The following is a 25,625-nucleotide window of genomic DNA, read 5'->3' as shown; positions in this document are numbered from 1 at the left end:
GGGTCTTCAAGTTCGGAGAAGAATTGGGTAAATGCCGCTTGATGGTTCATGACGAAACTCCCGTAAAAGAGAGTATAAGATCACACCCTGTTCGGTCGGTCAAATCCTCATGCCCTGCTTAAAAAACGTTCGCGATCTTGCCCTGGTGGTGCCCTTATCTAAGCCGTCCCTCGACTTTATTCCATGTCGAGAATTTGAGCAACGTTAAATAAGGGCAACCGGTTATTTTTTAAATATGGGTAACGATCTCTTTGACCAGACTCGGCCCTTTATAAATAAAGCCGCTGTAAATCTGGACAAGACTGGCACCCGCTGCCAGTTTTTCCCGAGCCGCCATGGCGCTGTCGATACCACCTACACCGATAATGGGCAGGGCGCCGTCGAGGGCCTTGGCCAGGTGGCGAATCACCTCGGTGCTCTTGTGCTGGAGCGGACGACCGCTGAGCCCGCCAGCCTCTGCGGCATGGGGCATGTCATATATCATCTCCCGCTCCAGAGTGGTATTGGTGGCGATGACACCGTCAATACGGTTCTTGATCAAAGAGGCGGCTACCTGATCTATTTCATCGAGTGACAGATCCGGGGCAATTTTCACGGCCAGCGGCACATACTTTTTATATTTCTCGGCCAGCTCCTGTTGACGCTGTTTCAATGCGGCCAGCAGTTCATCCAGTGCATCGCCATATTGCAATTGACGCAGACCCGGGGTGTTTGGCGAGGAAATATTGACCGCAATATAACCGGCGTGGTCATACACCTTGTCCATGCAGAGAAGGTAATCATCCTTGCCCTGCTCGATGGGGGTGTCCTTGTTCTTGCCGATATTGATGCCGATCACTCCCTGATATTTGGCCTCTTTCACCTTGGCCACTAGGTGATCGACTCCCTTGTTGTTGAATCCCATGCGATTGATGATCCCCTCGGCCGGGATCACCCGGAAGAGACGAGGCTTGTCATTGCCGCTCTGGGGTCTGGGGGTCACGGTACCGACCTCGATGAAACCGAACCCCATGGCGCCGAAGGCATCGATGCACTCCCCGTCTTTATCCAGACCGGCGGCCAACCCCACCGGATTGGCAAAATTAAGCCCCATGACGGTGACGGGGCGTTTGGGCAGAGAATGGCGGAAGAAACAATCAAGCGGGGTACCGAGAAGGCGGGGCAAATATTTGATGGAGAGATCGTGAGCCTGCTCCGGATTGAGTTTGAACAGGAAATGCCTGGCGAGTGGGTACAGCATGCTTGCTCCTTAAAAAAAGTCCCGGCAACTGGCCGGGGCTTTTGGGGTTATGCCGAGGTTCGGCAATTCAACTGGAGCAGGTTCAACTCTCGCAAGGCCACCGAGAACTTGGCGAACTCGTGCGTGCTCGTGGTCTTGAAGTCGGCCAACATGTGGGTCCAACGGGACAAGAGTTGCTCATGCTCCGAAATCCAGTCGGCCAGTATGGTAGCGCATTCCCCCTGCTCTTTGCACCCTTCCAGTACCACGGAGGTGAGGCTGCGTTGCTGCCAGTCCAGATCTTCGCGGAAGGAGGCCCGCGCCATCGCCTGCCAGTGGTTGCCCACCGGCTGATGGTTGATCTGTTCGAGGAACCAGTGCAGATCCAGCTTGGCACCCAGGCGGTAGTAGACGTTGGCAACCCGCAGGATGTCGGTCTTGTGCTCCGCGGCAATCTGCGCCAGATCCAGGCAGGAGAAGAGGCTGCTCATGTGGGCCACGCGACGGGCGATGGCCTCCGGCACCTGTTTCTCCACCAGGGCGGCGACCGCCTGGCTGTGTTCGGCCACTTCGCTTTCGTCCATTACCTCATAAAGGTGCTGACTCAGGGTCTCGAAGGCCGGGCGGAAGAAGGCGATGTTCTCGCCGATGCTCCAGCTGCGGTTGCGGGCACGCAGGAACCAGCGGGTGGCGCGGCGTACAATGCGGCGGCTGTAGAACATCAGCTCGAGCTGGGTGTTGGCATCCACCTGGTTGTCACACCCTTCGATGTCGCGCCACAGGGTATTGAGGCCGAACACCTCGCGGGCCATGGCGAAGCAGCAGGCCACTTCGGCCACCGAGGCACCGGTCTCGTCCTTCATCCGGCTGGCGAAGTTGAGCCCCATGTCGTTGACCAGCATGTTGGCCACCCGGGTCGCGATGATTTCGCCGCGCAGCGGATGCTGGGCAAGGGCCGCACCGAACTGCTGCTGCAGCTGGGTCGGGAAGCTGGTGACCAGCATGTTGGCCAGGAAGGGCTCGTCGGTCACTTCCGGGCAGTTGAGCTGCTCTTTGAGCACCATCTTGCCGTAGGCCACCAGCACCGCCAGCTCGGGACGGGTCAGCCCCTGCCCCGCCGCCATCCGCTCGGAGAGCTCCTCGTCGGTGGGGAGGAACTCGAGGCCGCGGTCCAGCTTGCCTTCCCGCTCCAGCCCCTGGATGAAGCGCTGCTGCTCTTTGAGCTGCTCGGCGCCACGGAACGCCGTGACCGAGATGGACTGGGACTGGCGATAGGCGTTGGTGATGACCACCTGCGCCACCGCATCCGTCATCTCGTAGAGCATCTGGTTGCGCTGCTTGAGGGTCAGATCCCCGGCGGCCACCAGCTGGTTCAGCAGGATCTTGATGTTCACCTCGTTGTCGGAGCAGTCCACGCCGCCCACGTTGTCGGTGAAGTCGGTGTTGATGCGACCACCCTGGCTCGCGTACTCCACCCGGCCGAGCTGGGTGAAGCCCAGGTTGCCACCCTCGCCCACGATGCGGGCACGCAGATCGCGACCGTTGACTCGCAGCACGTCGTTGCTGCGATCCCCGACGTCGGCGTCGCTCTCGCGGGCACTCTTCACATAAGTGCCGATGCCGCCGTTCCAGAGCAGGTCCACGTTCAGACAGAGCAGGGCCTTGATCAGCTCGTTCGGCGCCATGCTGGCCTTGTCAGTGCCGAGCAGGGTCTGCATCTCGGGGCTCAGCTTGATGGACTTGGCCGAGCGCAGGAAGATGCCGCCCCCCTTGGAGATGAGCTCACGGTTGTAGTCATCCCAGCTCGAGCCCGGCAGCTCGAACAGGCGCTTGCGCTCGACGAAGCTCCTGGCCGCATCCGGGGTCGGGTCGACGAAGATGTGCATGTGGTTGAAGGCGCCCACCAGCTGGATGTGCTCGGAGAGCAGCATGCCGTTGCCGAACACGTCGCCGGCCATGTCCCCAATACCCACGCAGGTGAAGTCGGTGGTCTGGCAGTTGATGCCAATCTCACGGAAGTGGCGCTTGACCGATTCCCAGGCGCCGCGGGCGGTGATGCCCATCTTTTTGTGGTCATAGCCCACCGAGCCGCCGGAGGCAAACGCATCGCCGAGCCAGTGGCCGTATTCGAGGCTTATCTCGTTGGCGATGTCGGAGAAGGTGGCGGTGCCCTTGTCGGCCGCCACTACCAGGTAGTAGTCATCCTCGTCGTGACGCACCACGGATTTTGGCGGGATCACCTCGCCGCCGATGATGTTGTCGGTCACATCGAGCAGGCCGCGGATGAACAGACGGTAGCAGGCCTTGCCCTCCTCCTGGATGACGGCACGGGGGGCGCCTGCCGGCATCTGCTTGCAATAGAAGCCGCCCTTGGCGCCCACCGGCACAATGACGGTGTTCTTCACCTGCTGGGCTTTCACCAGACCCAGCACTTCGGTGCGGAAGTCCTCCTTGCGATCGGACCAGCGCAGGCCGCCACGGGCCACCTTGCCCCAGCGCAGGTGTACCCCTTCCACTCGCGGGGAGTAGACGAAGATCTCGAACTTCGGCAGCGGCAGCGGCATGTCGGTGATGCTGGAGGGGGCCAGCTTGAAGGAGATGTAGGGCTTGATGTTGCCCGCCTTGTCCAGCTGGTAGTAGTTGGTGCGCAGGGTGGCGTCGATCATCTCCACATAGCGGCGAATGATGCGATCGTCATCCAGGTTGGCGACCTGATCCAGCTTGGCGGCGAGCTGCTCATGCAGCTTGGCGGATGCCTTAGCATCTTGCGATGGCACCTTGGCGTCCTGCTTGCCGGCCGGATCCAGACGCTGTTCGAACAGAGTGAACAGCAGCTCTGCGATATCCGGATAACGGGTCAGGGTCTCCTCGATATAGGACTGACTGAAGGAGACGCCGGTCTGGCGCATGTATTTGGCATAGGCCCGCAGCACGGATACCTGACGACCGGTGAGGCCGGCCCCCAGCACCAGACGGTTGAAGCCGTCATCTTCCAGGGTCTTGTTCCAGATGGCGGCGAAGGCCTGCTGGAAGCGCTGCTGGCTCTGCTCCAGATCGAACGGTTGCTCGCCCCGCAGCAGCATGGAGAAATCGAGGATCCAGAACACCTCGCCGGTGGGGGTCCGTACCTGATACGGGGTCTCGCCGATGACGCGCAGTCCCATGTTTTCCAGCATGGGCAGGACGTCGGAGAGGTGGATGGGTTCGCTTCGGTGGAACAGCTTGAGGCGTACCCGGCGATCGTTCTCCTCCTCCTGGGCGCGGTAGAACAGCATGCCAAGCGGCTCGGCCTCGCTCAATCCATCCAGGGCCATGATGTCCGCGACGGCAGAGCCCGGCAGCACATCTTCCTTGTAGGCACGGGGGAAGGCGGTGCTGAAACGGCGGCGCAGCTCGTTACCGCGGGCCTCGCCATAGTGGGAAAGCAGCACGGAATCCAGGCGGTCATCCCAGCTGCGGGCCGCTTCAATCAGGTTGTTCTGTACTTCGTTCACATCCACATCCACGTTGTTGTTGTTGACCCGCACTATGTAGTGGGTCCGTGCCAGCACGCCCTCGGTGAAGTAGACGTTGAACTCCACATCGATGCTGCTGCCAAAATATTTCTGCAAAATCTGCTGGGTCTTGACCCGCAGCGCCGTGTTGTAGCGCTCCTTGGTGACATAGACCATGCAGGAGAAGAAGCGGCCGTAGACGTCGCGGCGCACGAACAGGCGCAGCATGTCCCGCTCCTGCATCTCCAGCACGCCGAGACCGGTGGCCAGCAGCTCCTCTTCACGGGCCTGGATCAGCTCGTCGCGCGGGTAGGTTTCCAGCACGTTCAGCAGCGCCTTGTAGGCATGAGAGCCCGATTCAAAGCCGGAGGCGGCCATGATGCGCTCGAGGCGGTGGCTGATGAGGGGGATCTGGGTCGCACTGGTGTTGTAGATGGAGGAGGCATATAGGCCGATGAAGCGATCCTCTCCCACCACCTTGCCGTGCTCGTCGAAGCGCTTGATGCCGATGTAATCCACATAGGCCGGACGATGCACCCGGGACTTGCTGTTGGACTTGGTGAGGATCAGCAAGTCGGAACTGAGGGCCGCGTGACGGGCGCTGGCGGGCATGGTGCCGAGGCGCTGGCCTTCGTCCTTGATGGAGTTCTTCATCAGCCCCAGGCTGGACTCGGGCTGCGGCAGGATCTCGTGATCCCCCTCCACCGCCTTGACGTCGTAGCGACGATAACCCATCAGGGTGAAGTTGTGGGCGGCCACCCATTTGAGGAAGGCGACGCAGGAGTCCACCTCGGCCTGGCTGACCGGGTTCTTGCGTTTGGGCAGCTCCTCGATGATCTCGTTCAGGCGCGTCAGCATGGGCTGCCAGTCTCCCACCGCCAGGGCCACTTCCCGCGCGACCGAGTTGAGCTCGGCAGTCAGGGCGTCCATCTCCTCTTCACCGGTCAGGTGATCGATTTCGATGAGAAAGGCGGTTTCCACCGAGGTCTGCTCTGCGGTGTTGTCCAGATCCAGGATGGCGCCAATCTTGCCGCCTTCGCCGCGGATCAGGTGCAGCGGCTGGTGAAGCATCATGTGGGCGGTGATATTGAGACGCTTGAGCGCCATGCGGATGGAGTCCACCAGGAAGGGGGAATCCTGCAGGATGATCTCGACGATGGTATGAGGAGACTGCCATCCGTGGCGGGTCAGCTCGGGGTTGTAGACCCGGATATAGGGCTCGATGCCGGTACGGTGGTTGAGGGCATTCCACAGACTGAGGGCGGCGCCATAGAGATCGCTGTCATTGCGGTCATGCAGATCAGTGCTGGCCATGTTGCCGTAGAACTTGGCAACGAAACATTCGACCAGGGAGGCACTGTTTTTCGGCAATTTCTGGTGGATCAGACTGAGAACGTTTTCGAGCAGAACGGAGGTAGGGGCGTCTTTCAATGCCATTGCTAGTTTCCTTATCGGACGACATCACAGACACGGCGACATCCACCCAGGATGCGCGCCGGTACAGAGTTGCAGCGAAGTGTAATGGCTTGGATCAACGAAGGCGAGCAAAGGTGATAACGGGATGTTAAAAACAAGGGGCAGATCACGGCTTGGGTTGTGATAAATTTTGCCAAGTTGGCAAAATTCAGAAAATCGCACTGGATGCCGCGCCATTTACCGGATAGATAGTGACTTAAAGCAGATATTTACCCGGATTGATGTTCAAGTTTTGTTAATTTATGCGTTCCAGGGAAATGAAGCGATGATCGTCCTGGGTTTTCAGTCGAAAGTAGCCGTGAACGCCGCTCTCCGACACAAAACGCCGGATTTTCTCCAACCCCAGCTCCAGGGTCAGACCCTGCTCGGTACGTACCACCAGGCGGTTCACCTGCCCCTGGTACATCAACATGATCTCGTCGCGGCCAAGGGAGAGCCGAAAAGTGTATTGCCTCATGTCACCTCCTGGTCATCCATGAAAAACGGGCAGGAGAGCCAGACTCCCCTGCCCGCCGTCGTGACGCTTATTGTGCCAGCGCCTTGCTCACCTTCTCGAACAGATCCCGCGCCAGCCCGTCCAGGTTGGCCAGGCGGGTCAGCTCGGCGCGAACCAGCGCCTTGCGCCCCTCATCGAGCCGCTTGAACTGGATAAGCGGGGTGATGAGGCGGGACGCCACCTGGGGATTGACCTCGTTGAGCTCGATCAAGAGATCGGTCAGGAAGCGATAGCCGCTGCCATCGGCGGCGTGGAACTGCACCTGGTTGTTCATGGCGAAGCTGCCGATGAGCGCCCGCAGCCGGTTCGGGTTGCGGATGCTGAAGGTCGGGTGCGCCATCGCCTGCTTCACGTCATCGAGCACATCCTTGGCCGGCTTGGCGCCCACCAGCCGCAGCCAGTTGTCCAGTACCAGGCCATCATGGGCCCACTTGCCTTCGAAGTCGGCCAAAAGCGCGGCGCGGCACGGCAGCAGATGGCTGTTGGCCACCTGGAGTGCAGCCAGGGTGTCGGTCATGTTGTCGGCGGCCCCGTACTGCTCGCGCACCAGGGTATCGGCCTTCGCGGCATCCAGCGCCGCCAGATAACCCAGCACCACGCCCTTAAGGGCCCGTTTGGCCATGTCGGCATGGACCACCTGATAAGCCGGCAGACGCAGGCTCTCGTAGCACGCCAGCAGGCGGTCGCCGAAGGCGTGGGCCAATGCGGTCTGGATCCCGTTGCGCACCTGGTGGATGGCGTCGATATCGGCCACCTCGAACAGCTCGGCCAGGGTCGCCTCTCCCGGCAGGGCCAGGATCTCTGCCTTGAGGGCGGGATCCAGTGCAGCCTCGTCCAGAATGGCAACAAAGGCCGCCAGCAGGGTGTGGGAGAGTTCAACCCCCTGCCCGTGCTGGACCCGGGCCACCCCGTCGATCACCGCCTTGTTGATCAGCATCTGGGCGGCGTCCCAGCGGGCAAACTCGTTGCGGGCATGACGCATCAGGAAGGCCAGGGCCTCGTCGCTGTAGTCATAGTGCAGCTTGACCGGGGCGGAGAAGTCTCGCAGCAGGGAGGGTATCGGTCTGACCGGCACTCGATCGAATTCGAACGTCTGCTGTGCTTCCAGCACGTCCAGCACATTGCCGATGGCCTTGCCCTGGTATTGCAGCGGGATGACGGCACCCTGTGCATCGTAGAGCTCGATGTCGAGGGGGATATGCAGCGGCAGCTTTTGTGGCTGATCCTGGGTCGGCGGCGTGTGCTGGCTCACGTGCAGACGATAGACACCGCTTTCGGCATCGTATTCGTCGGTCACGGTGAGCTCGGGGGTGCCGGACTGGCTGTACCAGCGGCGGAAGCGAGCGAGATCCACCCCGGAGGCATCCTCCATCGCCTGCACGAAGTCGTCGCAGGTGGCAGCAGAGCCGTCGTGACGCTCGAAGTAGAGTCGCATACCCGCCTGGAAGGCGTCCTCCCCCAGCAGGGTGTGCATCATGCGGATCACTTCAGAGCCCTTCTCGTAGACGGTCAGGGTGTAGAAGTTGTTCATCTCGATCACCACATCCGGGCGGATGGGGTGGGCCATGGGGCCGGCATCTTCGGCAAACTGCGGACCGCGCACGGTGCGCACGTTGTTGATGCGGTTGACGCCGCGCGACCCCAGATCGGAGGAGAACTCCTGATCCCGGAACACCGTCAGTCCCTCTTTGAGGCTTAACTGGAACCAGTCGCGGCAGGTGACGCGGTTGCCGGTCCAGTTGTGGAAATATTCGTGGCCGATCACCCGCTCGATGCCGTGGTAGTCCGCATCGGTGGCAGTGGCCGGGTTGGCCAGCACGAACTTGGAGTTGAAGATGTTGAGCCCCTTGTTCTCCATGGCCCCCATGTTGAAGAAGTCCACCGCCACGATCATGTAGATGTCGAGGTCATACTCGAGGCCGAAACGCTGCTCGTCCCAGCGCATGGAGTTGATGAGGCTCTCCATGGCGAAACCGGCGCGGTCCAGGTTGCCCTTGTCCACGAAGATCTCGAGCGCCACCTGGCGGCCGCTTTTGGTAATGAAGTGGTTGCGTTCCACATCGAAGTCCCCCGCCACCAAGGCGAAGAGGTAGCTCGGTTTGGGGAAGGGATCCTGCCACTGCACGAAGTGGCGACCGTCGTCCAGATCGCCGCTCGCGACCTTGTTGCCGTTGGAGAGCAGATAGGGGTACTTGGCCTTGTCGGCGGTGATGCGGGTACTGTAACGGGCCAGGATGTCCGGCCTGTCCATGTAATAGGTGATACGACGAAAGCCCTCGGCCTCGCACTGGGTGCAATAGGCATCGCCGGATTTGTAGAGCCCCTCCAGCGCCGTGTTGGCGGCGGGATCGATGTCGGTGACCACGGTCAGCACGCACTCGGCCGGCAGGTTGAACAGGGTCAGGCTGCTCTCTCCCTGCTCGTATTGCTGATAGGGCACGCCATCCACAATGACGCTGACAAGGTCAAGCCCCTCGCCGTCCAGCACCAGGGGTTCGTTGTGATCGCCGCTGCGACGCAAACGGGAAATGGCGGTGACCCGGGTCAGGGGCTCTTGCAGCTGAAAATCGAGATCCAGGCTGTCACACCAATAGAGGGGAGCCTGGTAATCCTGGCGATATTTGGCCGTCATGGCCTGAGGTTGTTCAGTCATTATTGTGTGCTTCCACGCTTTGTTATTGACGTGTCAGAGGCTGTCACAAGGCTCGGACAGGGTCAAATAGTTTGCATTCAGGCAAAAGAAAGGGCGACCCGAGTCGCCCTTGTCATTTCGTTGCCAGCATCAGCTCTTCTTGCTGAGGGTGGTCAGATCCGCCGTGATGTTGGCCGCTTCCACCTGGTATTCGTCAGGTGCCTCGAAATCGGTCGGCAGTTCATCCAGGCTCTTCACCGTCGGCTTGCCAAGACGGGTCAGCCGCTCATTGGCTCGCGCCAGCGCCTTCTCGTCCTGTTTGGCCTGTTCAGCCAGCCGCTCGGCTTCGTTCAGGGAGACCGACTTCTTGTCCTTGTCCGCCTGATACTCCTTGATGTCCTGCAGCACATAGGCAAATTCCGGATCCTTGGTGATCCGTGCCTCGTGGGCCGCTTTCAGCTTGGGCAGCAGGCTGGAGAAGTCCCCCAGTCGCTCGTAGCTGGCCGAGGCAATCTTGTCCCAGGGCAAGGCGTTGAACTCGCGGCTCTCCCCCGTCTCCCCCGGCGCTACCGCAGTCGGGAAGGCGATATCGGGTGCAACTCCCTTGTTCTGGGTGCTGCCGCCATCGATACGGTAGAACTTGGCGATGGTGTACTGCACGTGACCCAGCGGCTGCTCGTAGAAGTCATAGACCTTGGCGAGGCTGCGATGCTGCTGCACCGTCCCCTTGCCGAACGAGTTTTCGCCGAGGATCAGCGCACGACCATAGTCCTGCATGGCGGCAGCGAAGATCTCGGAGGCCGAGGCGCTGTAGCGGTCGATCATCACCGACATGGGGCCACCGTAGTAGACATTGCCGTCGTCGTCGCCATTGACGGTGATGCGACCCATGTGATCACGGATCTGCACCACGGGGCCGCTGGCAAAGAAGAGACCGCTCAGGGCGGAAGCTTCCGTCAGGGCACCGCCACCGTTGCCGCGCAGATCGACGATGAGGCCGTCGATCTTCTGCTTGTTGAGGCTGGAGATCTCCTTGATCACGTCGTCGTGCAGGTTGACGTAGAAGCTCGGGATCTCGAGCACGCCGATCTTCTTGCCCTCGGCGGTGATCACCTTGGACTTGGCGGCTCTGTCTTCCAGACGCACCTTGTCACGCACCAGCTCCACCAGCTCGGTCTTGGCGGTCGCGCCCTTGCCGCGCTGGATCTCCAGCTTCACCTTGCTGCCCTTGGGCCCCTTGATGAGCTCGACCACGTCGTCAAGACGCCAGCCAATGACATCCACGATCTTACCGTCGTCCTGCCCCACACCGGTGATCTTGTCATCGGGTTTCAGGTGATTGGACTTGGCCGCCGGGCCGCCTGGCACCAGGGAGCGGATGACGGTAAAGTCATCTTCCGCCTGCAGCACGGCCCCAATCCCTTCCAGCGAGAGGTTCATCTCGGTGTTGAACCGATCGGCGCTGCGCGGAGACAGATAGCTGGTGTGCGGTTCGATGGCGCGGGCGAAGGAGTTCATGAAGAGCTGGAACACGTCCTCGCTCTCGGTCTGGGACATCCGCTTGATGGCGTTGTTGTAACGCTTGCCAAGCAGCTCCTTGATCTCGGGCCACTCCTTGCCGCTGAGCTTGAGGCTCAGGGCATCGAACTTGACCCGCTGACGCCACAGCTCGTTGAGCTCGGCTTCATCCTTGGGCCAGGGAGCCCCTTCCCGATCGAAGACGTAATTGTCTTTCTGGGTAAAATCGAAGGGAGTGTCGAGCAGTTTGAGGGCGTATTCGAACCGCTCGTACCGCCGCTGCTGACTCAGGTTGAACATCTCGTAGGCCGGAGCCAGTCGCCCTCGCTCGAGGTCGGTGTCAAAACCGGTACGATATTTCTCAAAACGGCTGATGTCAGAGGCCAGAAACAGGTTGCGGCTGTAGTCCAGATTCTCCAGATACTTGTCAAAGATCACGGAGGAAAAGGCGTCGTCCAGCTTGAACTGTTTGTAGTGGGAGCGGGTAAACAGATTGGCAATTCGCTTGCTGGCCGTAGCATGTTGGCTCTCTTGAGCCAACACAGGCAAATCACTTTCCTTGAGCACCGGCTCGATGGCCTGTGCGAGCCCGGCAAGCGCCAGGCTACAGGCAACGAGTGAAAAACGAATCACGCCATGCTTCAACATTCGTCTCCTTAGAGAACCAGATGCTCGAACTTGACCCGCAACATCATGCCGGTCTGCAATTGAACCTGTACGTCATCCTTGGTCACTTCCTTGATGGTCGCAGGCACAGGGGACTTGCCCAGCACGACGCGCACGCCCTGCTCGACTTTCAGGGTAGCGGCATCCACTTTCACCAGCGGCGCATCGGCGACCGGTGCAGCCTTGGGAGCAGGGGCGGACTTGGGCTTGTCGGAGCGGGGAGCGTCAGCCTTGCGCGGCGCGTTGCGACGCGGCTGCTTGGGCTTGTCTTCCTTCTCCTTGGTGTTGGTGCGGCGGCTGGCAAAGACACGTTCCTTGCTCTCCTTGAGCGCCTGTTTGGCATGCTCGATGTGCTCTTCGGTGAGCAGCTCGCCCGGGTTGCCGTCCAGATCGACACGGGCCTGGCCAGCCTTGAGGCCATGCAGGTAACGCCAGCTGGAGGTGTATTGACGCAGAGCAGAGCGCAGCATGGTCTTGGAGACTCTCTCGTCATCAGCAAGACGCGCGGCCAGATCCTGGAAGATGCCAATCTTGAGTGGCTTGGCCTCTCCTTCAGCGATGAAGCAGGCCGGGAATTTCTCGACCAGGTAGGCGACGATCTCTTTACTGTTCTTCAGCTTTTCAGTGTTTTCCATGTATAACCTTGGCTTTCATATAGACGCACGGGCATGCCCGAACACAACAAAGGCCCCATTATAGAGAGCTTGGGACCTTTTGCGAACCATCTAGCAATGACTTAGAGCATGCTTTCCAAAATTTGCACCGTTTCTTCGAGGCCAATCCGGTCCTGCTCGTCAAAGCGGTTAAAGATTGGACTGTCGATGTCCAGCACCCCGATGATCTCCCCGCCACGGCGCAGCGGGATCACGATTTCCGAGTTGCTGGCACCGTCGCACGCAATGTGCCCCGCGAACTGGTGCACGTCGTCCACCAGCTGGGTCTTGCCCTCGGCAACCGCAGTGCCACAGACGCCGCGCCCGACCGGGATGCGCACACAGGCCGGCTTGCCCTGGAACGGGCCGAGCACCAGGGTCTCGCCCTGCAGCAGGTAGAAACCAACCCAGTTGATGTCAGCCAGTTCCTGATTGAGCAGGGCAGACAGGTTTGCCAGGGTGGCGATCATGTCGGGTTCGCCCTCTAGCAATGCCTGGGCCTGCTGGTTGAGCGTGCGATAAAATGCTTGTTTTTCAATCATGATTAAATGAACTTCACTCTTTGATAATCAATGCAAGGTACCGTCCTGCCTGAAAATTTCAAATCAATTTTCATTTATCCCCCCTCCTGGGGCCCGATGAGAGTCCGTTCAACGTGCCGCGCCCAACGTCAGTTGATGGCGCTGGCCATTGCTCCACTCGATGGTCAAGAGCCAGTCCATCGCCTCTGCCGTACAACTTCCCACCTGGGTCACCCCTCGCCACCCCGCATCGCTGGCTTCAAACAGCACGGGGATGAGCCCCATGAACATCTCCTTGCCCTCGAGCCAGGCCTTGACCGGCGTAATGGCCGGCACACCCCCTTGAAGGCGCAGGACAAAGTCATGTTCAGGGCGGATCGGCAAGCCATCGATGCTGACCGTCAGCGGGCGATCCCCGACGATGAGGCGGCAGGGGCTGTGGGACAGATCACAAATCTGAACATTGGAGCCCTCTGCATGGTCGCTTCCTGTGCCTGAAAACCAGGTTCGATAGGCCATCAGGGAGAGCAAAATGACCAGCACCATGGACAGGTGGACGATTTTGCGTGAAGTGAGTCTCTCTTTCATGAAAAAACAGCTCTGTAAGGTACGTAGAAAATGTAATTTTCGTGATCTGGCTCAAGGTAAAAACTGGCGGACATGAGACCCGCTGGAGCCAAATATATCACTGTTTGTACTGTTATTTTACCGGTCATTTCAGTATCATTCTCAATGGATTTTCATTTAACCACCTTTTGCTTTTCCTTTTATTAACAGATGTTAACGAGGGGATTTTGCAAAACCGGGGTGAAAATGGCCCAGGACACCGGGCAACACTAACAACAGCATCGGAAGCGGAATACAACGATGAGCCATACAACAAACCACCCTGAGTACAACTACACCGTTGTGCGCCAGTTCACCGTCATGACGATTGTCTGGGGTATCGTCGGCATGTCGGTGGGTGTATTGATTGCAGCCCAGTTGATCTGGCCTGCCCTCAACTTCGACACCCCCTGGCTGACGTACAGCCGTCTGCGTCCCCTGCATACCAATGCGGTCATCTTCGCATTTGGTTGCAGCGCCCTGATGGCCACCTCCTTCTACGTGGTGCAACGCACCTGTCAGGTCCGGCTGTTTGGTGGTCCCCTCGCCTCCTTCGTGTTCTGGGGCTGGCAGGCGATCATTCTGTCTGCAGCCATCTCGCTGCCGCTGGGGTACACCACCTCCAAAGAGTACGCCGAGCTGGAGTGGCCCATCGACATCGCCATCGCCGTGGTCTGGGTGAGCTATGCCATCGTCTTCTTCGGCACCTTGGTCAAGCGCACCACCTCCCACATCTATGTGGCGAACTGGTTCTTCGGTGCCTTCATCATCACGGTGGCCGTACTGCACATCGTCAACAACATGGAAGTGCCGCTCTCCGGCATGAAGTCCTACTCCATGTACTCCGGTGCCATGGATGCCATGGTGCAGTGGTGGTATGGCCACAACGCAGTGGGCTTCCTGCTGACAGCGGGCTTCCTTGGCATGATGTACTATTTCGTGCCCAAGCAGGCGGGTCGCCCCGTCTACTCCTACCGCCTCTCCATCGTGCACTTCTGGGCGCTGATCTCCCTCTATATCTGGGCCGGTCCGCACCACCTGCACTATACCGCCCTGCCTGACTGGGCCCAGTCGCTGGGCATGGTGATGTCCCTCATCCTGTTCGTGCCCTCCTGGGGCGGCATGATCAACGGCATCATGACCCTCTCGGGTGCCTGGCACAAGCTGCGTTATGACCCCATCCTGCGCTTCCTGATCGTCTCCCTGTCGTTCTACGGCATGTCGACCTTCGAAGGCCCCATGATGGCGATCAAGACCGTCAACGCCCTCTCCCACTACACCGACTGGACTATCGGTCACGTTCACTCCGGTGCCCTGGGCTGGGTTGCCATGGTGTCCATCGGTGCCGTCTACCACCTGATCCCGAACCTGTTCGGGCAGGGGCGCATGTACAGCATCAAGCTCATCAACGTCCACTTCTGGCTGGCCACCGTGGGCACCGTGCTCTATATCGTCGCCATGTGGATTTCCGGTGTGATGCAGGGTCTGATGTGGCGTGCGGTCAACGACGACGGCACCCTGACCTACAGCTTCGTGGAGGCGCTGCAAGCTTCCTATCCCTTCTACTTCGTGCGCTTCCTGGGTGGCTGCTTCTTCGTCACCGGCATGCTGCTGATGGCCTACAACGCCTATCGCACCGTCACTGCGCCCAAGGGTTCTCTGGAACCCGTCGCACAGCCAGCCTGATTTGAAGGGGTTTAAAGCATGAGCAACAACAACCGTCACGAGATTTTTGAAAAAAGCGTCCCCATGCTGGTCATTGGCATCATCTTCGCCATCAGCCTGGGGGGCCTGGTGGAAATCACCCCCCTGTTCTTCCAGAAGCAGACCAACGAGCCGGTGGAGGGCCTCAAGCCCTACACCGCCCTGCAGATGGAAGGACGCGACATCTACATCCGCGAAGGCTGCACCGTCTGCCACAGCCAGATGATCCGCCCGTTCCGCGCCGAGACCGAACGCTACGGCCACTACTCGGTTGCCGGCGAGAGCGTGTGGGAGCACCCCTTCCTATGGGGCTCCAAGCGTACCGGCCCGGATCTGGCCCGGGTCGGCGGCCGCTACTCCGATGACTGGCATCGCGCCCACCTCATCAACCCGCGCGACGTAGTGCCCGAGTCCAACATGCCGGCCTTCCCCTGGCTCGAGACCAATGTGCTGAGCGGCGAGCTGACCGGCAAGAAGCTGGCTCTGTTCCGGGATCACTTCGGCGTGCCCTATACCGATGCCGACATCGCCGGTGCCGGTGAGGCCGTCAAGGGCAAGACCGAGCTGGATGCGCTGATCGCCTATCTGCAATCACTGGGCCATGCCCTGAAATAAGGAGTCGGGATATGGATTACGGCACATTTCGCGGCCTGTACACCCTGCTGCTGATGGTCATCATGATTGGCATCATCGTCTGGGCCTACAGCAAGCGCCGCAAGGCTTCTTTCGACGAGGCCGCCAACCTGGTTTTTGCCGATGACGAGCAACCCAGTGCTGATAACAAGAACGCAGGAGCGAAGCAATAATGAGCACTCTGTTTAGCATTTTTGTGACCGTCATAAGCCTTGGCACCATTCTCGGCTGCTTCCTGCTGCTGGCCTGGTGCATGAAGGACAAGATGGGGGCCGAAGAGGGCAAACCCATGGGTCACACCTTCGACGGCATCGAGGAGATCAACAATCCCCTGCCGAAGTGGTGGTCCTATATGTTCCTCTTCTTCATCGTCACCGGGCTCATCTACCTGCTCGCCTTCCCGGGCCTTGGCAACTTCAAGGGTCTGCTGGGCTGGCAGAGCTCCAACCAGGATGTACGTTCCCTGGCCGAGTCCAAGGCAGCGGCGGCTTCCGCCAAGGCCGAAGGACGCGCGGTGGAATACGATCGGGAACTTGCCAAGGCCGACGAGATCTACGGCGCCAAGTTCCGCGAGCTGACCTATCAGGCTGACGGCAAGAGCTACAAGGAGATCACCGAGATCGCCAAGGATCCGGAAGCCCTGAAGGTGGGTCAGCGCCTGTTCCTGCAAAACTGTTCCCAGTGTCATGGCTCCGATGCCCGCGGTGGCCGCGGTTTCCCGAACCTGACCGACAGCGAATGGCAGTGGGGCGGCGCACCCGACCAGATCAAGACCACCATCATGGGCGGTCGTCAGGGGATCATGGCCGCTTGGGGCGAGATCCTGGGTCAGGACGGGGTGAAGGAGGTGGCCTCCTATGTGCTGAGCCTCTCCGGTCGCAAGGTTGATCTGGTGGAAGCCAAGAAAGGGGAAGCACGCTTTGCCATGTGCGCCGCCTGCCACGGCCCGGATGCCAAGGGCGGCATCGCCTTCGGCGCCCCCGACTTGACCAACAACATCTGGCTCTATGGCGGCTCCCGTCAGGTGGTCGAACAGACCATCACCCACGGTCGTCACGGCGTGATGCCGGCCTGGAAGGACATTCTGGGGGAAGACAAGGTACATCTGCTCGCCTCCTACGTTTACAGCTTGTCCCACAACGATCGGCAAAATCAGCAGTAACATGTGATAAGCACGTGATTAATCAGCAAAAAGCCTCGACTCTTCGAGGCTTTTTGTTATCTTGTGTTGGCTGAATTACCGCCATTTCGTTAACCATTTGTTTCGGTAGCATCATGACCCAACCCTGGTATCGCCAATTCTGGCCCTGGTTCATCATCGCCCTCCCCTGCGCCGCCGTGGTAGGCAGCATCGCCACCGCCATCATTGCCAGCAAGGATGGGGTCAACCTGGTAGCGGAGGACTACTACAAGCAGGGCAAGGAGATTAATCAGGATCTCAGCAAGTTCGATCGCGCCGAGGCGCTCGGCATCCGTATCGCCCTCAATGTCAGCAACAAGGAGCTGACGTTAAATCCACTGTCCGGGGATTTCCCCCTCGGGCAGGCACTGCACCTCTCCCTGTTTCATCCCACGTTGGCGGGCCTGGACAGCGAACATCTGCTGACGGCCGATGGCAAGGGAGTCTATCGCCTGATGCTGGACAAGCCCCTCACCGGCAAGTGGCACGTGCGGGTCGATGCCTTCAACCATGAATGGCGCCTCCAGGAGACGGCACAACTGCCGACTCAGGCAGCGATTGAGCTCGATCCCAAGGGACGTTGAATCACGAAGGCAGGGTGATCGGCACGCCGGTCAGCCACCCTTCTCCCCGACCCGGCCTGCTGGGCTGCATCAAAGAGGGATGATCACCATGACCGGCTGTTTTCACTGTGGTGAACCGGTTCCCACTGGCAGTAACTTTACTCTCGAGATCAAAGGCATCGTTCAGCCGATGTGTTGCCCTGGCTGTCAGGCCGTGGCACAGACCATTCTCGAATGCGGCCTCGCCAGTTATTACGAACACCGCACCGCTCCCGGCATCAAGGGGGAACTGGTGCCCGAAGAGCTCGCCGCCCTCACCCACTACGATCTGGCGGAGGTGCAGCAGGAGTTCGTCACCGACACCGGTACGGGTCGCGAAACTACGCGCGAGATCCAACTGACGGTGGAAGGTTTGACCTGCGCCGCCTGTGCCTGGCTCATCGAGCGGCACCTGATGACCCTGCGCGGTCTGCGTTACATCAACGTCAATACCACCACCCATCGCGCCCGCATCAAGTGGGATCCGGCCCAGCTCTCTTTGAGCGACATTCTCAAGGGCTTTGCCAGGGTCGGCTATCGCGCCTATCCCTTCCAGACTCATCAGCAGGAAGCGCTCTACGCCAAAGAGGTGCGCAGCTACATGTTCCGCATGGCGCTGGCCGGCCTTGGCTCCATGCAGGTGATGATGTGCGCCGTAGCACTCTACATGGACCTCTTCATCAGCGTGGAAGAGGAGTTCATGATCTACTTCAAGTGGATAAGCCTTCTGCTCTCCACCCCCATCATGATCTACTCGGCCCAGCCTTTTTACGTGGGGGCATGGCGCAGCCTGAAGCAGGGGCACCTCTCCATGGATGTTTCGGTGTCGCTGGCACTGATCGGCGCCTTCGTCGCCTCCATCTGGGCCACGGTCTTCAACACGGGTGAGGTCTATTACGACTCCATCACCATGTTCGTCTTTTTCCTGCTGTTGGGCCGTCTGCTGGAACTGCGAGCGAGGCGCAAGGCGTCGGAGTCGAGCTCCAACCTGGCGCGCCTGGTACCCATCATGGCAACCCGCATCGATGATGACGGCGAACACGAGGTGGCCGCCAAGACGCTGCGAGTCGGAGACAGGGTGCGGGTACTCGCGGGGGCCACCCTGCCGGCAGACGGCATCGTCACCCTGGGCCAGGCCAGCCTCAACGAATCCATGCTGACTGGCGAACAGTTGCCTCTGCTCAAACAGGCCGGAGATCCCGTCTATGCAGGCACCATCAACACCGATGCCCCCCTGGAGATCCGGGTCAGCCATTCCATTGAAGAGTCGCGCCTGGCCCAGATCATGCGCCTGCAGGATCATGCTCTGGACGACAAGCCCGCCATCGCCCAGCTGGCGGACGTGCTGTCGCGCCACTTTATCCTGGTGCTCCTGATCATTGCGGCCGGGGTCTGGACCTTCTGGCATTTTCATGAGCCCGAGCGGGCCTTCTGGGTCACCCTGGCGGTGCTGGTGGCGACCTGCCCCTGCGCCCTCTCGCTGGCCACCCCGACCGCACTGACCTCGGCCACTGCCAACCTGACCCGCAGCGGCATCCTACTGCGCCGCGGCCACGTGCTGGACATTCTGACCCGGGCCAACCGCATCGTGATGGACAAGACGGGGACCCTGACCACGGGCAACATCAGCCTGGTGAGCACCCAGCCCCTCGGCGAGCTCGACGCAGCCCGCTGCCTCGCCCTCGCCCAGGCCCTGGAGACCTATTCCGAGCATCCCATCGCCCGTGCGTTTCGAAGCAAACCACTGGCGGACGGGGTGCCGCTCGCCGCCAGCGACGTCACCCCCGTCATCGGCCACGGCGTGCAGGGAGTAATTGAGGGCAAGCATTACCGCATCGGCAGTGCACGCTGGCTCGAACTGGCGCAAGAAGAGAATGCCGCTCAAGGGCTGACCATCTATCTGGCCGATGAACACGGACTGCTGGCCCGTTTCATCCTGGCCGACACGCTGCGCCCCGATGCCGGTGCACTGATCCAGGCCTTCAAGGAGGCAGGCCTGCAAACCACCATTCTCACCGGCGACGGTTCGGACCAGGCGGACATGCTGGCCCGCGAGCTGGGGGTCGATGAGCTGGTAAAAGGGGTCACCCCGGACGGCAAGCTGGCCTATCTCAAGGCCCGGGAAGCGGCCGGGGATATCAGCATCATGGTGGGAGATGGCATCAACGACGCCCCTGTGCTGGCCGGCGCCCACGCGTCCTTTGCCATGGCGGGGGGCACGGATCTGGCCAAGAACAGTGCCGACGCCATCCTGCTGGCCGACGATCTCTCCCGTCTGCTGGCCGCCCGGGCCCTGGCCCTGCGAACTCGCAAGATCATCAAGGAGAACTTTGCCTGGTCCATCGGCTACAACCTGCTTGTGCTGCCGCTGGCTGCAAGTGGCTGGCTCCCCCCTTATCTGGCGGCTGCTGGCATGTCCCTGAGCTCCCTCATCGTGGTCACCAACTCCATGCGGCTCAACCGGTGAGCAGCCATCTGGCATCCTCCCGGGTGGCGGCACCTCTTGCCTCGCCGGGTTATCATCCCCCTTTCACCACAGGGTCCACGCCATGAACATTATCTTCGTCCTCATCCCCATCGCCATCCTGTTCGTTGTCATTGCCGGCGCCGTCTTCTTCTGGGCCATCCGCTCCGAGCAGTTCGAGGATCTCGACAGGCAGGGCTCCAACATCCTGTTTGACGAGGAGCAGCGCCCCTTGCCCCCCTCTGAACAACAAGCAGAACAGGAAAACAGGCCCCATGACCAGCAGCCTTGACCTCATGGGCGCCCTGCTGGTCGGGCTTGCCGGTGCCGGCCACTGTATCGGCATGTGTGGCGGCGTGTCCGCAGCGCTCTCCATGGCCATACCTGCCGAGAAGCAGCATTTTTGGGGCAGGCTCGGTTATCTGCTCAACTACAACCTGGGGCGCATCCTGAGCTATGTGCTGGCGGGCGCGCTGGTGGGCGGCTTGCTCGCCACCACCACGGAGATAGGCGCTGGCAAACACGCCCTGGCAGGGCTTCGCCTCATCGCCGCCCTGCTGATGATAGCGCTCGGCCTCTACTTGGCTGGCTGGTGGCATGGCGTCTTGCTGCTCGAGCGCATCGGTGCGAAGTTCTGGCCTCTCATCAAGCCGCTGGCAGGCAGGTTTCTCCCGTTTACATCAGCCAGGCAGGCCCTCCCCTTTGGCATGATATGGGGCTGGCTCCCTTGCGGCCTCGTCTACTCCATGCTGACCTGGAGCGCTGCCGCAGGCTCCGCGAGTGGCGGGGCACTCATCATGCTCTTTTTCGGCCTCGGCACCCTGCCGACCCTGTTTGCGCTAGGGGGGCTGGCAGACCGATTGCGCTACTGGCTCACCCTGCGCAGCCTGCGCCTTGGGGGCGCCTTGCTGCTTATTGCCTACGGGATCCACACCCTCTGGATCTGGATGGCGTCCTTTTGAAACCCTATCCAAAACGGATGAGATGGTGGTAAACTTGTTTGATATAAATCAATTATTCATTTGAGCCTATGATCCCGGACAAGAAACCTGGCAGACGTATTCAGAGCGGTGGCTGTGCAATTCATTGCCAGGATTGCAGCATCAGCCAGCTCTGCATCCCCTTCACCCTGAACGATAACGAGCTCGATCAGCTCGACAGCATCATCGAGCGCAAAAAGCCGTTCCAGAAGGGTGAAGAGTTGTTCAAGGCCGGCGATGAGCTCAAGTCGCTCTATGCCATACGTTCCGGGACCATCAAGTCATACACCATCACCGAACAGGGTGACGAACAGATCACCGCCTTCCACCTCGCCGGTGATCTGGTCGGTTTCGACGCCATCCACAAGCAGGCCCACCCCTCCTTCGCCCAGGCGCTGGAAACCGCCATGGTGTGCGAAATACCGTTCGATGTGCTCGACGACCTCTCTGGCAAGATGCCCAAACTGCGCCAGCAGATCATGCGGCTGATGAGCAACGAGATCATGGGCGACCAGGAGATGATACTGCTGCTCTCCAAAAAGAACGCCGAAGAGCGCCTCGCTGCCTTCCTGCACAATCTCTCGGTTCGTTTCTCCGAGCGCGGCTTCTCCGCCAAGGAGTTCCGCCTCTCCATGACCCGTGGAGACATCGGCAACTACCTCGGTCTCACCGTCGAGACCATCAGCCGCCTGCTGGGCCGTTTCCAGAAATCCGGTCTCATCAGCGTCAAAGGCAAATACATTACTGTACTGGACAACGTTGCCTTGGGCGTCATGGCCGGAGCCACTCGTCCTCCCTGCGGTTAATCCCCGTTTATTCCCTTTTTTGCCGGATCGGATCACCCTGAAATTTGATCCGGCACACCTTCCCGTCTCCCCCCTTGGACTAAGCTGTAATAGCTAAAGAGTTGCCATCATTGGCCTTTTTACCAAGGAGGAGAACATGGTCAAGTACCGAAACATTCTGGTGGTGATCAATCCCGAGGAGGAGCGCCAGATCGCGCTCGAGCGCGCGGTCAAGGTCGCCGAGCTGGATGAGGGCGCCCAGCTGACCCTGCTCCTGACGATTTACGACTTCTCTTACGAGATGACCGCCATGCTCTCGGCAGACGAGCGGGAAGAGATGCGCCATGGTGTCATCGCCCAGCGTCGGGAGTGGCTCGACGAGATCCTCACTCCCTATCGGGCCAGAGGACTGGAATGCGAAGTGAAAGTGCTCTGGCACAACCGTCCCTTCGAGTGCGTCATTCAGGAAGTGCTGGAACAGCGTCACGATCTGGTCGTCAAGGCGACTCACAAGCACTCCTTCCTGCAAACCTTCATCTTCACCCCCACCGACTGGCACCTGCTGCGCAAATGCCCCTGTCCGGTTCTGCTGGTAAAAGAAGGGCACTGGCAACGGGGGGGCAACCTGATTGCCGCCATCAACTGCTCGAGCGATGACAAGGAGCAGAAGGTGCTCAACGAGCGGATCACCCGCGAGGGGATCGCCATCGCCGAGCTGCTTGGTGCCAGTCTCTATCTGGTCAACACCTACCCGGGCACCCCGGTCAATGTCGCCATCGAACTGCCAGAGTTCGATCCCAACGCCTACAACGATGCCATTCGCAAACACCATGAAGATCTGCTGCGGGAGCATGCCGATCAGTTCGGCATCAACCACATGTGGACCAAGGTGGCGGAAGGCTTGCCGGAGGAGGTGCTGCCGGACATGGCGGACGATCTGAATGCCACCCTGATGATCATGGGATGCGTCGGCCGTACCGGCCTCTCTGCCGCCCTGCTTGGCAACACCGCCGAGCACGTGGTGGACAGGCTCAACTGCGACATTCTCATCCTCAAACCCGACGATTACAGCAGCCCTGTGGATGACAGGCGTCATCCTGCATAAGCGTTTCTTGCCCTCCCCCGGGACATGGCTATAATAAGCCGCTTATTTTTGTCCCGGGTTTGAGGCCATGCTAGAAGAGCTTAACGCCAAAGAGAAATACAGTTTCAACAAGCTGCAGAAACGCCTGCGGCGCAACGTGGGCCAGGCCATCGCCGACTTCAACATGATTGAAGAGGGTGACAAGATCATGGTCTGCCTGTCTGGCGGCAAGGACAGCTTTGCCATGCTCGACATCCTGATGAGCCTGAAGGCCAGCGCCCCCATCCATTTCGATCTGGTGGCCGTCAACCTGGATCAGAAGCAACCCGGCTTCCCCGAGCACGTGCTGCCCGAATACCTGAGCACCCTCGGCATCGACTTCAAGATCGTGGAAGAAGATACCTACTCCATCGTCAAGGAGAAGGTACCGGAGGGCAAGACCACCTGCGCGCTCTGCTCCCGCCTGCGCCGCGGCATTCTGTATCGCACCGCCCAGGAGCTGGGTTGCACCAAGATCGCCCTTGGCCATCACCGTGACGACATCCTCGAGACTCTGTTCCTCAACATGTTCTACGGTGGCAAGCTCAAATCCATGCCCCCCAAGCTGGTGAGCGACGATGGCAAGAACGTGGTGATCCGCCCCCTGGCCTACTGCAAGGAGAAAGATCTGGTGCGCTATGCCGAGGTCAAGGCCTTCCCCATCATCCCCTGCAACCTGTGCGGCTCCCAGGAGAACCTGCAGCGCCAGGCCATCAAACAGATGATGCAGGAGTGGGATCGCCGCTTCCCGGGTCGTCTCGAAACCATGTTCACCGCCATTCAGGACGTGATCCCGAGCCACCTGCTCGATCACCAGCTGTTTGACTTCAAGAGCATCAACCGCGACTCCGGCATCATCGACGGTGGCGACAAGGCATTTGATCCGCCCGAGCTGCCCAAGGCGCCGCTGCTGGACATCGACGAGATGGACATGCTGGACGTGATTGAGGTGCGCTAAGCCCCGTCACCCACAAAAAAGGAGCGCCAGGCGCTCCTTTTTTCATTCTGGCAATCTGCGGACTCGGGTCGCTACCCCTTGTGCAGCCAGGGGGTCAGACGCAGGATCTCCCCTTGCAGTTGCAGCTTGCCCTGGGCAAACCCCTTCAGCTGCGCATTGCTGAGCAGCAGTTGCCCCTGCTGCCAGGAGACGGCCTCCTGACGGGCACCCTCCACAAGGTAGGCTGTGCCTGCGGGCGCCACCATGGAGATCCGCACCCCTTCCATCTTGGGCAGGAAATACTGGCCGACCATGCCGGCCATCTTGTCGAGCAATCGCTGCATCTGCTGCTGGCGCGAGACAAGCTCGGCCAGCGGCACCTCGGGTGTGGCGGGGGCGTCGGCCATCACCTGTACCGACAGATCGCAGGCGGCATGGGCCTCGGTGAGCCCCACCACCACGATCGCCTTGTCGAGGTTGAGATCTTCGTCATAGGGCAGACGCAGTTCGCCATCCACCGTGACCTCGGCGGGCACATCCCTGTCCGGGGTCGAGACCCGGGCCGAGGTGAGCCCGCAGCGCCGACCGTTCTGTTGACTGGCCAGATAAAAGCCCAGTCTGGCGTGGCCGAACTCCCCCTTGGCGAAGGTCTTCATCTGGCTGTAGAAGGTGCCGTAGTCGAGTTCAAGGGACGGCTCAGCCTGTCCCAGCATGGGTACCAGCAGGAGCGCCGCCATCCCGTATCGCTTGTTCATATGCCATCCTTTTGCATCACGCTCCGGGCGGGTCGACACCGGCTGACCCCCTGGTATCCCGTTATGCGTTGAAATGATCCGGGCCCTGCCCGTTGTTGCCACTGGCAACCTCGGTCACTTCGACTGCCACCCCACACAGATCCCGGTAGAGAATGCCCTTGCAGTTGAAGTAGAGCGGCGCCACCCAGATAAGTCCCAGCCCCATGGGGATGAGCGCCAGGAAGAAGAGTGCCAGCATGACCCCGTGCAGCAGCACTATGCTGGGCCAGCCCCGGGCAAAGAGCTTGAGGGAGACCAGAATGGCCTGAGCCGGGGAAAGACCGCGCTCCAGCACCAGAGGTACGGTAAACACCAGCCCCATGCCCACCAGGGCGGAAGGGATGAAGGCCAGCATCACAGGCACACCCAGCAGCTCGAACAGGGGTCCAAACAGGCTGGTGATGAGGCTGCCGAGCAGACTCAGGCTGCCCAGGCGCAGGAAGTGGCGGAAGAAGTCGAACACCTGGCTCGGCCGGGCGCGTACCCCCACCGACTGCTGCAACCCCAGCATGTCGAGGGAGGAGGTCATGGGTGACATGATCACCGTGACCAGCAGGCTCAGGATCAGGGCCATATCCATATCCCCTCCTTCACGGGCGACATAGGGCGTCAGCAAGGTATTGCTCAGCAGGATCCAGATTGCCATGACCCCGGCGATGGCCAGCGCCAATCCGAAACCGGTGCGACGAGTCTGTTGCCACCCCTCTTTCAACACCCCTTGCAGGTCCAGACGATATCCCTGGCTGAGGGACTGTTCGAGGGTTCCACCGATCCGCATTCTATTACTCAATTGACTGTCCAACATTCACTGACGACTGATCCAAGGTGGCACATTATAGCGGTTTGAACCGGCATGCGTAGCCGTTTTTCCTGTTATCTTCCGTTCAGAAAGCCATTGATACCAAAGGCCTTGCAGCCCTACTTGATGAAGTTCCCCTCACCCTTGGCCCCTCTGTCCAACGGGAGTAGGATGTTGACATCCTCCCCCACCTTAGAGCTTCGCGTCACAGGAGGGGGATTCCCATTACTGGGTGATAGCTGCTCGCGCAGTACCGGGTTCCTGCTTCATCGGGCGGCCTGATTGCACCACGCCTCCACAGGCTAAAACGGCGTGTCCCGCCGCTAAAATATTGCGAGCGCCG

At 60.2% G+C, this 25,625-nt stretch carries 22 protein-coding genes; 12 read left to right on the top strand and 10 right to left on the bottom strand.

Annotated elements, in window-relative coordinates:
• Positions 1 to 229 precede the first annotated feature (229 nt).
• The 8 genes from pyrD to MUW49_RS13540 all read right to left on the bottom strand — a co-directional run bounded on the left by pyrD (position 230) and on the right by MUW49_RS13540 (position 13,263).
• Positions 230 to 1,240: a quinone-dependent dihydroorotate dehydrogenase gene (gene pyrD, locus MUW49_RS13575; RefSeq protein ID WP_039040791.1), complete on the bottom strand. Its 1,011-nt coding sequence runs from the start codon at positions 1,238 to 1,240 to the stop codon at positions 230 to 232.
• A gap of 47 nt (positions 1,241 to 1,287) precedes the next feature.
• Positions 1,288 to 6,150 (bottom strand): NAD-glutamate dehydrogenase, encoded by a 4,863-nt coding sequence (locus tag MUW49_RS13570; RefSeq protein ID WP_210538753.1) that lies wholly within the window; start codon positions 6,148 to 6,150, stop codon positions 1,288 to 1,290.
• 274 nt (positions 6,151 to 6,424) lie between these two features.
• A complete protein-coding gene (locus MUW49_RS13565; RefSeq protein WP_010674767.1) occupies positions 6,425 to 6,646 on the bottom strand; it encodes a DUF2835 family protein in 222 nt (73 codons plus the stop codon).
• Between the two features lie 67 nt (positions 6,647 to 6,713).
• On the bottom strand, positions 6,714 to 9,338 hold the full coding sequence (pepN, locus tag MUW49_RS13560; protein WP_244812885.1) for an aminopeptidase N: 2,625 nt from the start codon (positions 9,336 to 9,338) through the stop codon (positions 6,714 to 6,716).
• Positions 9,339 to 9,467: 129 nt separating this feature from the next.
• Positions 9,468 to 11,483: a carboxy terminal-processing peptidase gene (prc, locus tag MUW49_RS13555; protein ID WP_010674769.1), complete on the bottom strand. Its 2,016-nt coding sequence runs from the start codon at positions 11,481 to 11,483 to the stop codon at positions 9,468 to 9,470.
• An 8-nt stretch (positions 11,484 to 11,491) separates the two neighbouring features.
• Positions 11,492 to 12,136, bottom strand: coding sequence for an RNA chaperone ProQ (proQ, locus tag MUW49_RS13550; RefSeq protein ID WP_010674770.1), 645 nt, complete (start codon positions 12,134 to 12,136; stop codon positions 11,492 to 11,494).
• A 101-nt stretch (positions 12,137 to 12,237) separates the two neighbouring features.
• Positions 12,238 to 12,696: a GAF domain-containing protein gene (locus MUW49_RS13545; RefSeq protein ID WP_010674771.1), complete on the bottom strand. Its 459-nt coding sequence runs from the start codon at positions 12,694 to 12,696 to the stop codon at positions 12,238 to 12,240.
• A gap of 108 nt (positions 12,697 to 12,804) precedes the next feature.
• Positions 12,805 to 13,263 (bottom strand): hypothetical protein, encoded by a 459-nt coding sequence (locus tag MUW49_RS13540; protein WP_010674772.1) that lies wholly within the window; start codon positions 13,261 to 13,263, stop codon positions 12,805 to 12,807.
• Positions 13,264 to 13,304: 41 nt separating this feature from the next.
• Here MUW49_RS13540 and MUW49_RS13535 point away from each other — a divergent pair, with 41 nt between their 5' ends.
• From MUW49_RS13535 to ttcA, 12 genes are all read left to right on the top strand, one after another.
• A complete protein-coding gene (locus MUW49_RS13535; protein ID WP_125117269.1) occupies positions 13,305 to 13,568 on the top strand; it encodes a hypothetical protein in 264 nt (87 codons plus the stop codon).
• Positions 13,543 to 14,967 (top strand): cytochrome-c oxidase, cbb3-type subunit I, encoded by a 1,425-nt coding sequence (ccoN, locus tag MUW49_RS13530; RefSeq protein ID WP_010674773.1) that lies wholly within the window; start codon positions 13,543 to 13,545, stop codon positions 14,965 to 14,967. Before MUW49_RS13535 ends, ccoN begins: the two co-directional genes overlap by 26 nt.
• Positions 14,968 to 14,985: 18 nt before the next feature.
• The gene (gene ccoO, locus MUW49_RS13525) at positions 14,986 to 15,600 is read left to right on the top strand and encodes a cytochrome-c oxidase, cbb3-type subunit II (RefSeq protein WP_010674774.1); all 615 of its coding nucleotides are present in this window, start codon (positions 14,986 to 14,988) and stop codon (positions 15,598 to 15,600) included.
• Positions 15,601 to 15,611: 11 nt separating this feature from the next.
• A complete protein-coding gene (locus MUW49_RS13520) occupies positions 15,612 to 15,791 on the top strand; it encodes a CcoQ/FixQ family Cbb3-type cytochrome c oxidase assembly chaperone (protein ID WP_010674775.1) in 180 nt (59 codons plus the stop codon).
• Positions 15,791 to 16,780, top strand: coding sequence for a cytochrome-c oxidase, cbb3-type subunit III (ccoP, locus tag MUW49_RS13515; RefSeq protein ID WP_010674776.1), 990 nt, complete (start codon positions 15,791 to 15,793; stop codon positions 16,778 to 16,780). Before MUW49_RS13520 ends, ccoP begins: the two co-directional genes overlap by 1 nt.
• Positions 16,781 to 16,893: 113 nt before the next feature.
• The gene (locus tag MUW49_RS13510) at positions 16,894 to 17,382 is read left to right on the top strand and encodes a FixH family protein (RefSeq protein WP_244812884.1); all 489 of its coding nucleotides are present in this window, start codon (positions 16,894 to 16,896) and stop codon (positions 17,380 to 17,382) included.
• An 88-nt stretch (positions 17,383 to 17,470) separates the two neighbouring features.
• The gene (locus MUW49_RS13505; protein ID WP_029314548.1) at positions 17,471 to 19,867 is read left to right on the top strand and encodes a heavy metal translocating P-type ATPase; all 2,397 of its coding nucleotides are present in this window, start codon (positions 17,471 to 17,473) and stop codon (positions 19,865 to 19,867) included.
• Between the two features lie 82 nt (positions 19,868 to 19,949).
• Positions 19,950 to 20,156: a cbb3-type cytochrome oxidase assembly protein CcoS gene (ccoS, locus tag MUW49_RS13500; RefSeq protein WP_041211434.1), complete on the top strand. Its 207-nt coding sequence runs from the start codon at positions 19,950 to 19,952 to the stop codon at positions 20,154 to 20,156.
• Entirely contained in the window at positions 20,140 to 20,826 is a 687-nt protein-coding gene (locus MUW49_RS13495) for a sulfite exporter TauE/SafE family protein (protein ID WP_244812883.1), read from the top strand. The genes ccoS and MUW49_RS13495 overlap by 17 nt, the downstream gene beginning before the upstream one ends.
• 68 nt (positions 20,827 to 20,894) lie before the next feature.
• Positions 20,895 to 21,650, top strand: a complete 756-nt coding sequence (locus MUW49_RS13490) for an FNR family transcription factor (protein WP_010674781.1) — start codon at positions 20,895 to 20,897, stop codon at positions 21,648 to 21,650.
• A 136-nt stretch (positions 21,651 to 21,786) separates the two neighbouring features.
• On the top strand, positions 21,787 to 22,734 hold the full coding sequence (gene uspE, locus MUW49_RS13485; RefSeq protein WP_010674782.1) for a universal stress protein UspE: 948 nt from the start codon (positions 21,787 to 21,789) through the stop codon (positions 22,732 to 22,734).
• A 67-nt stretch (positions 22,735 to 22,801) separates the two neighbouring features.
• Complete coding sequence (ttcA, locus tag MUW49_RS13480) at positions 22,802 to 23,710, top strand: tRNA 2-thiocytidine(32) synthetase TtcA (RefSeq protein WP_010674783.1); 909 nt, start codon at positions 22,802 to 22,804, stop codon at positions 23,708 to 23,710.
• Between the two features lie 71 nt (positions 23,711 to 23,781).
• Here ttcA and MUW49_RS13475 read toward each other — a convergent pair whose 3' ends face one another.
• Together MUW49_RS13475 and MUW49_RS13470 are read right to left on the bottom strand one after the other, a co-directional pair.
• Positions 23,782 to 24,444 (bottom strand): DUF2987 domain-containing protein, encoded by a 663-nt coding sequence (locus tag MUW49_RS13475; protein WP_010674784.1) that lies wholly within the window; start codon positions 24,442 to 24,444, stop codon positions 23,782 to 23,784.
• A gap of 61 nt (positions 24,445 to 24,505) precedes the next feature.
• Entirely contained in the window at positions 24,506 to 25,261 is a 756-nt protein-coding gene (locus MUW49_RS13470; RefSeq protein ID WP_052815447.1) for a hypothetical protein, read from the bottom strand.
• Between the last annotated feature and the right edge of the window lie 364 nt (positions 25,262 to 25,625).

This window comes from Aeromonas sp. LsrichE-8G (genome assembly GCF_022869435.1).
GTDB lineage: Bacteria > Pseudomonadota > Gammaproteobacteria > Enterobacterales > Aeromonadaceae > Aeromonas > Aeromonas caviae.
Note: the sequence above shows the minus strand (reverse complement) of the source record. Positions and strands in the feature narration are given on the sequence as shown.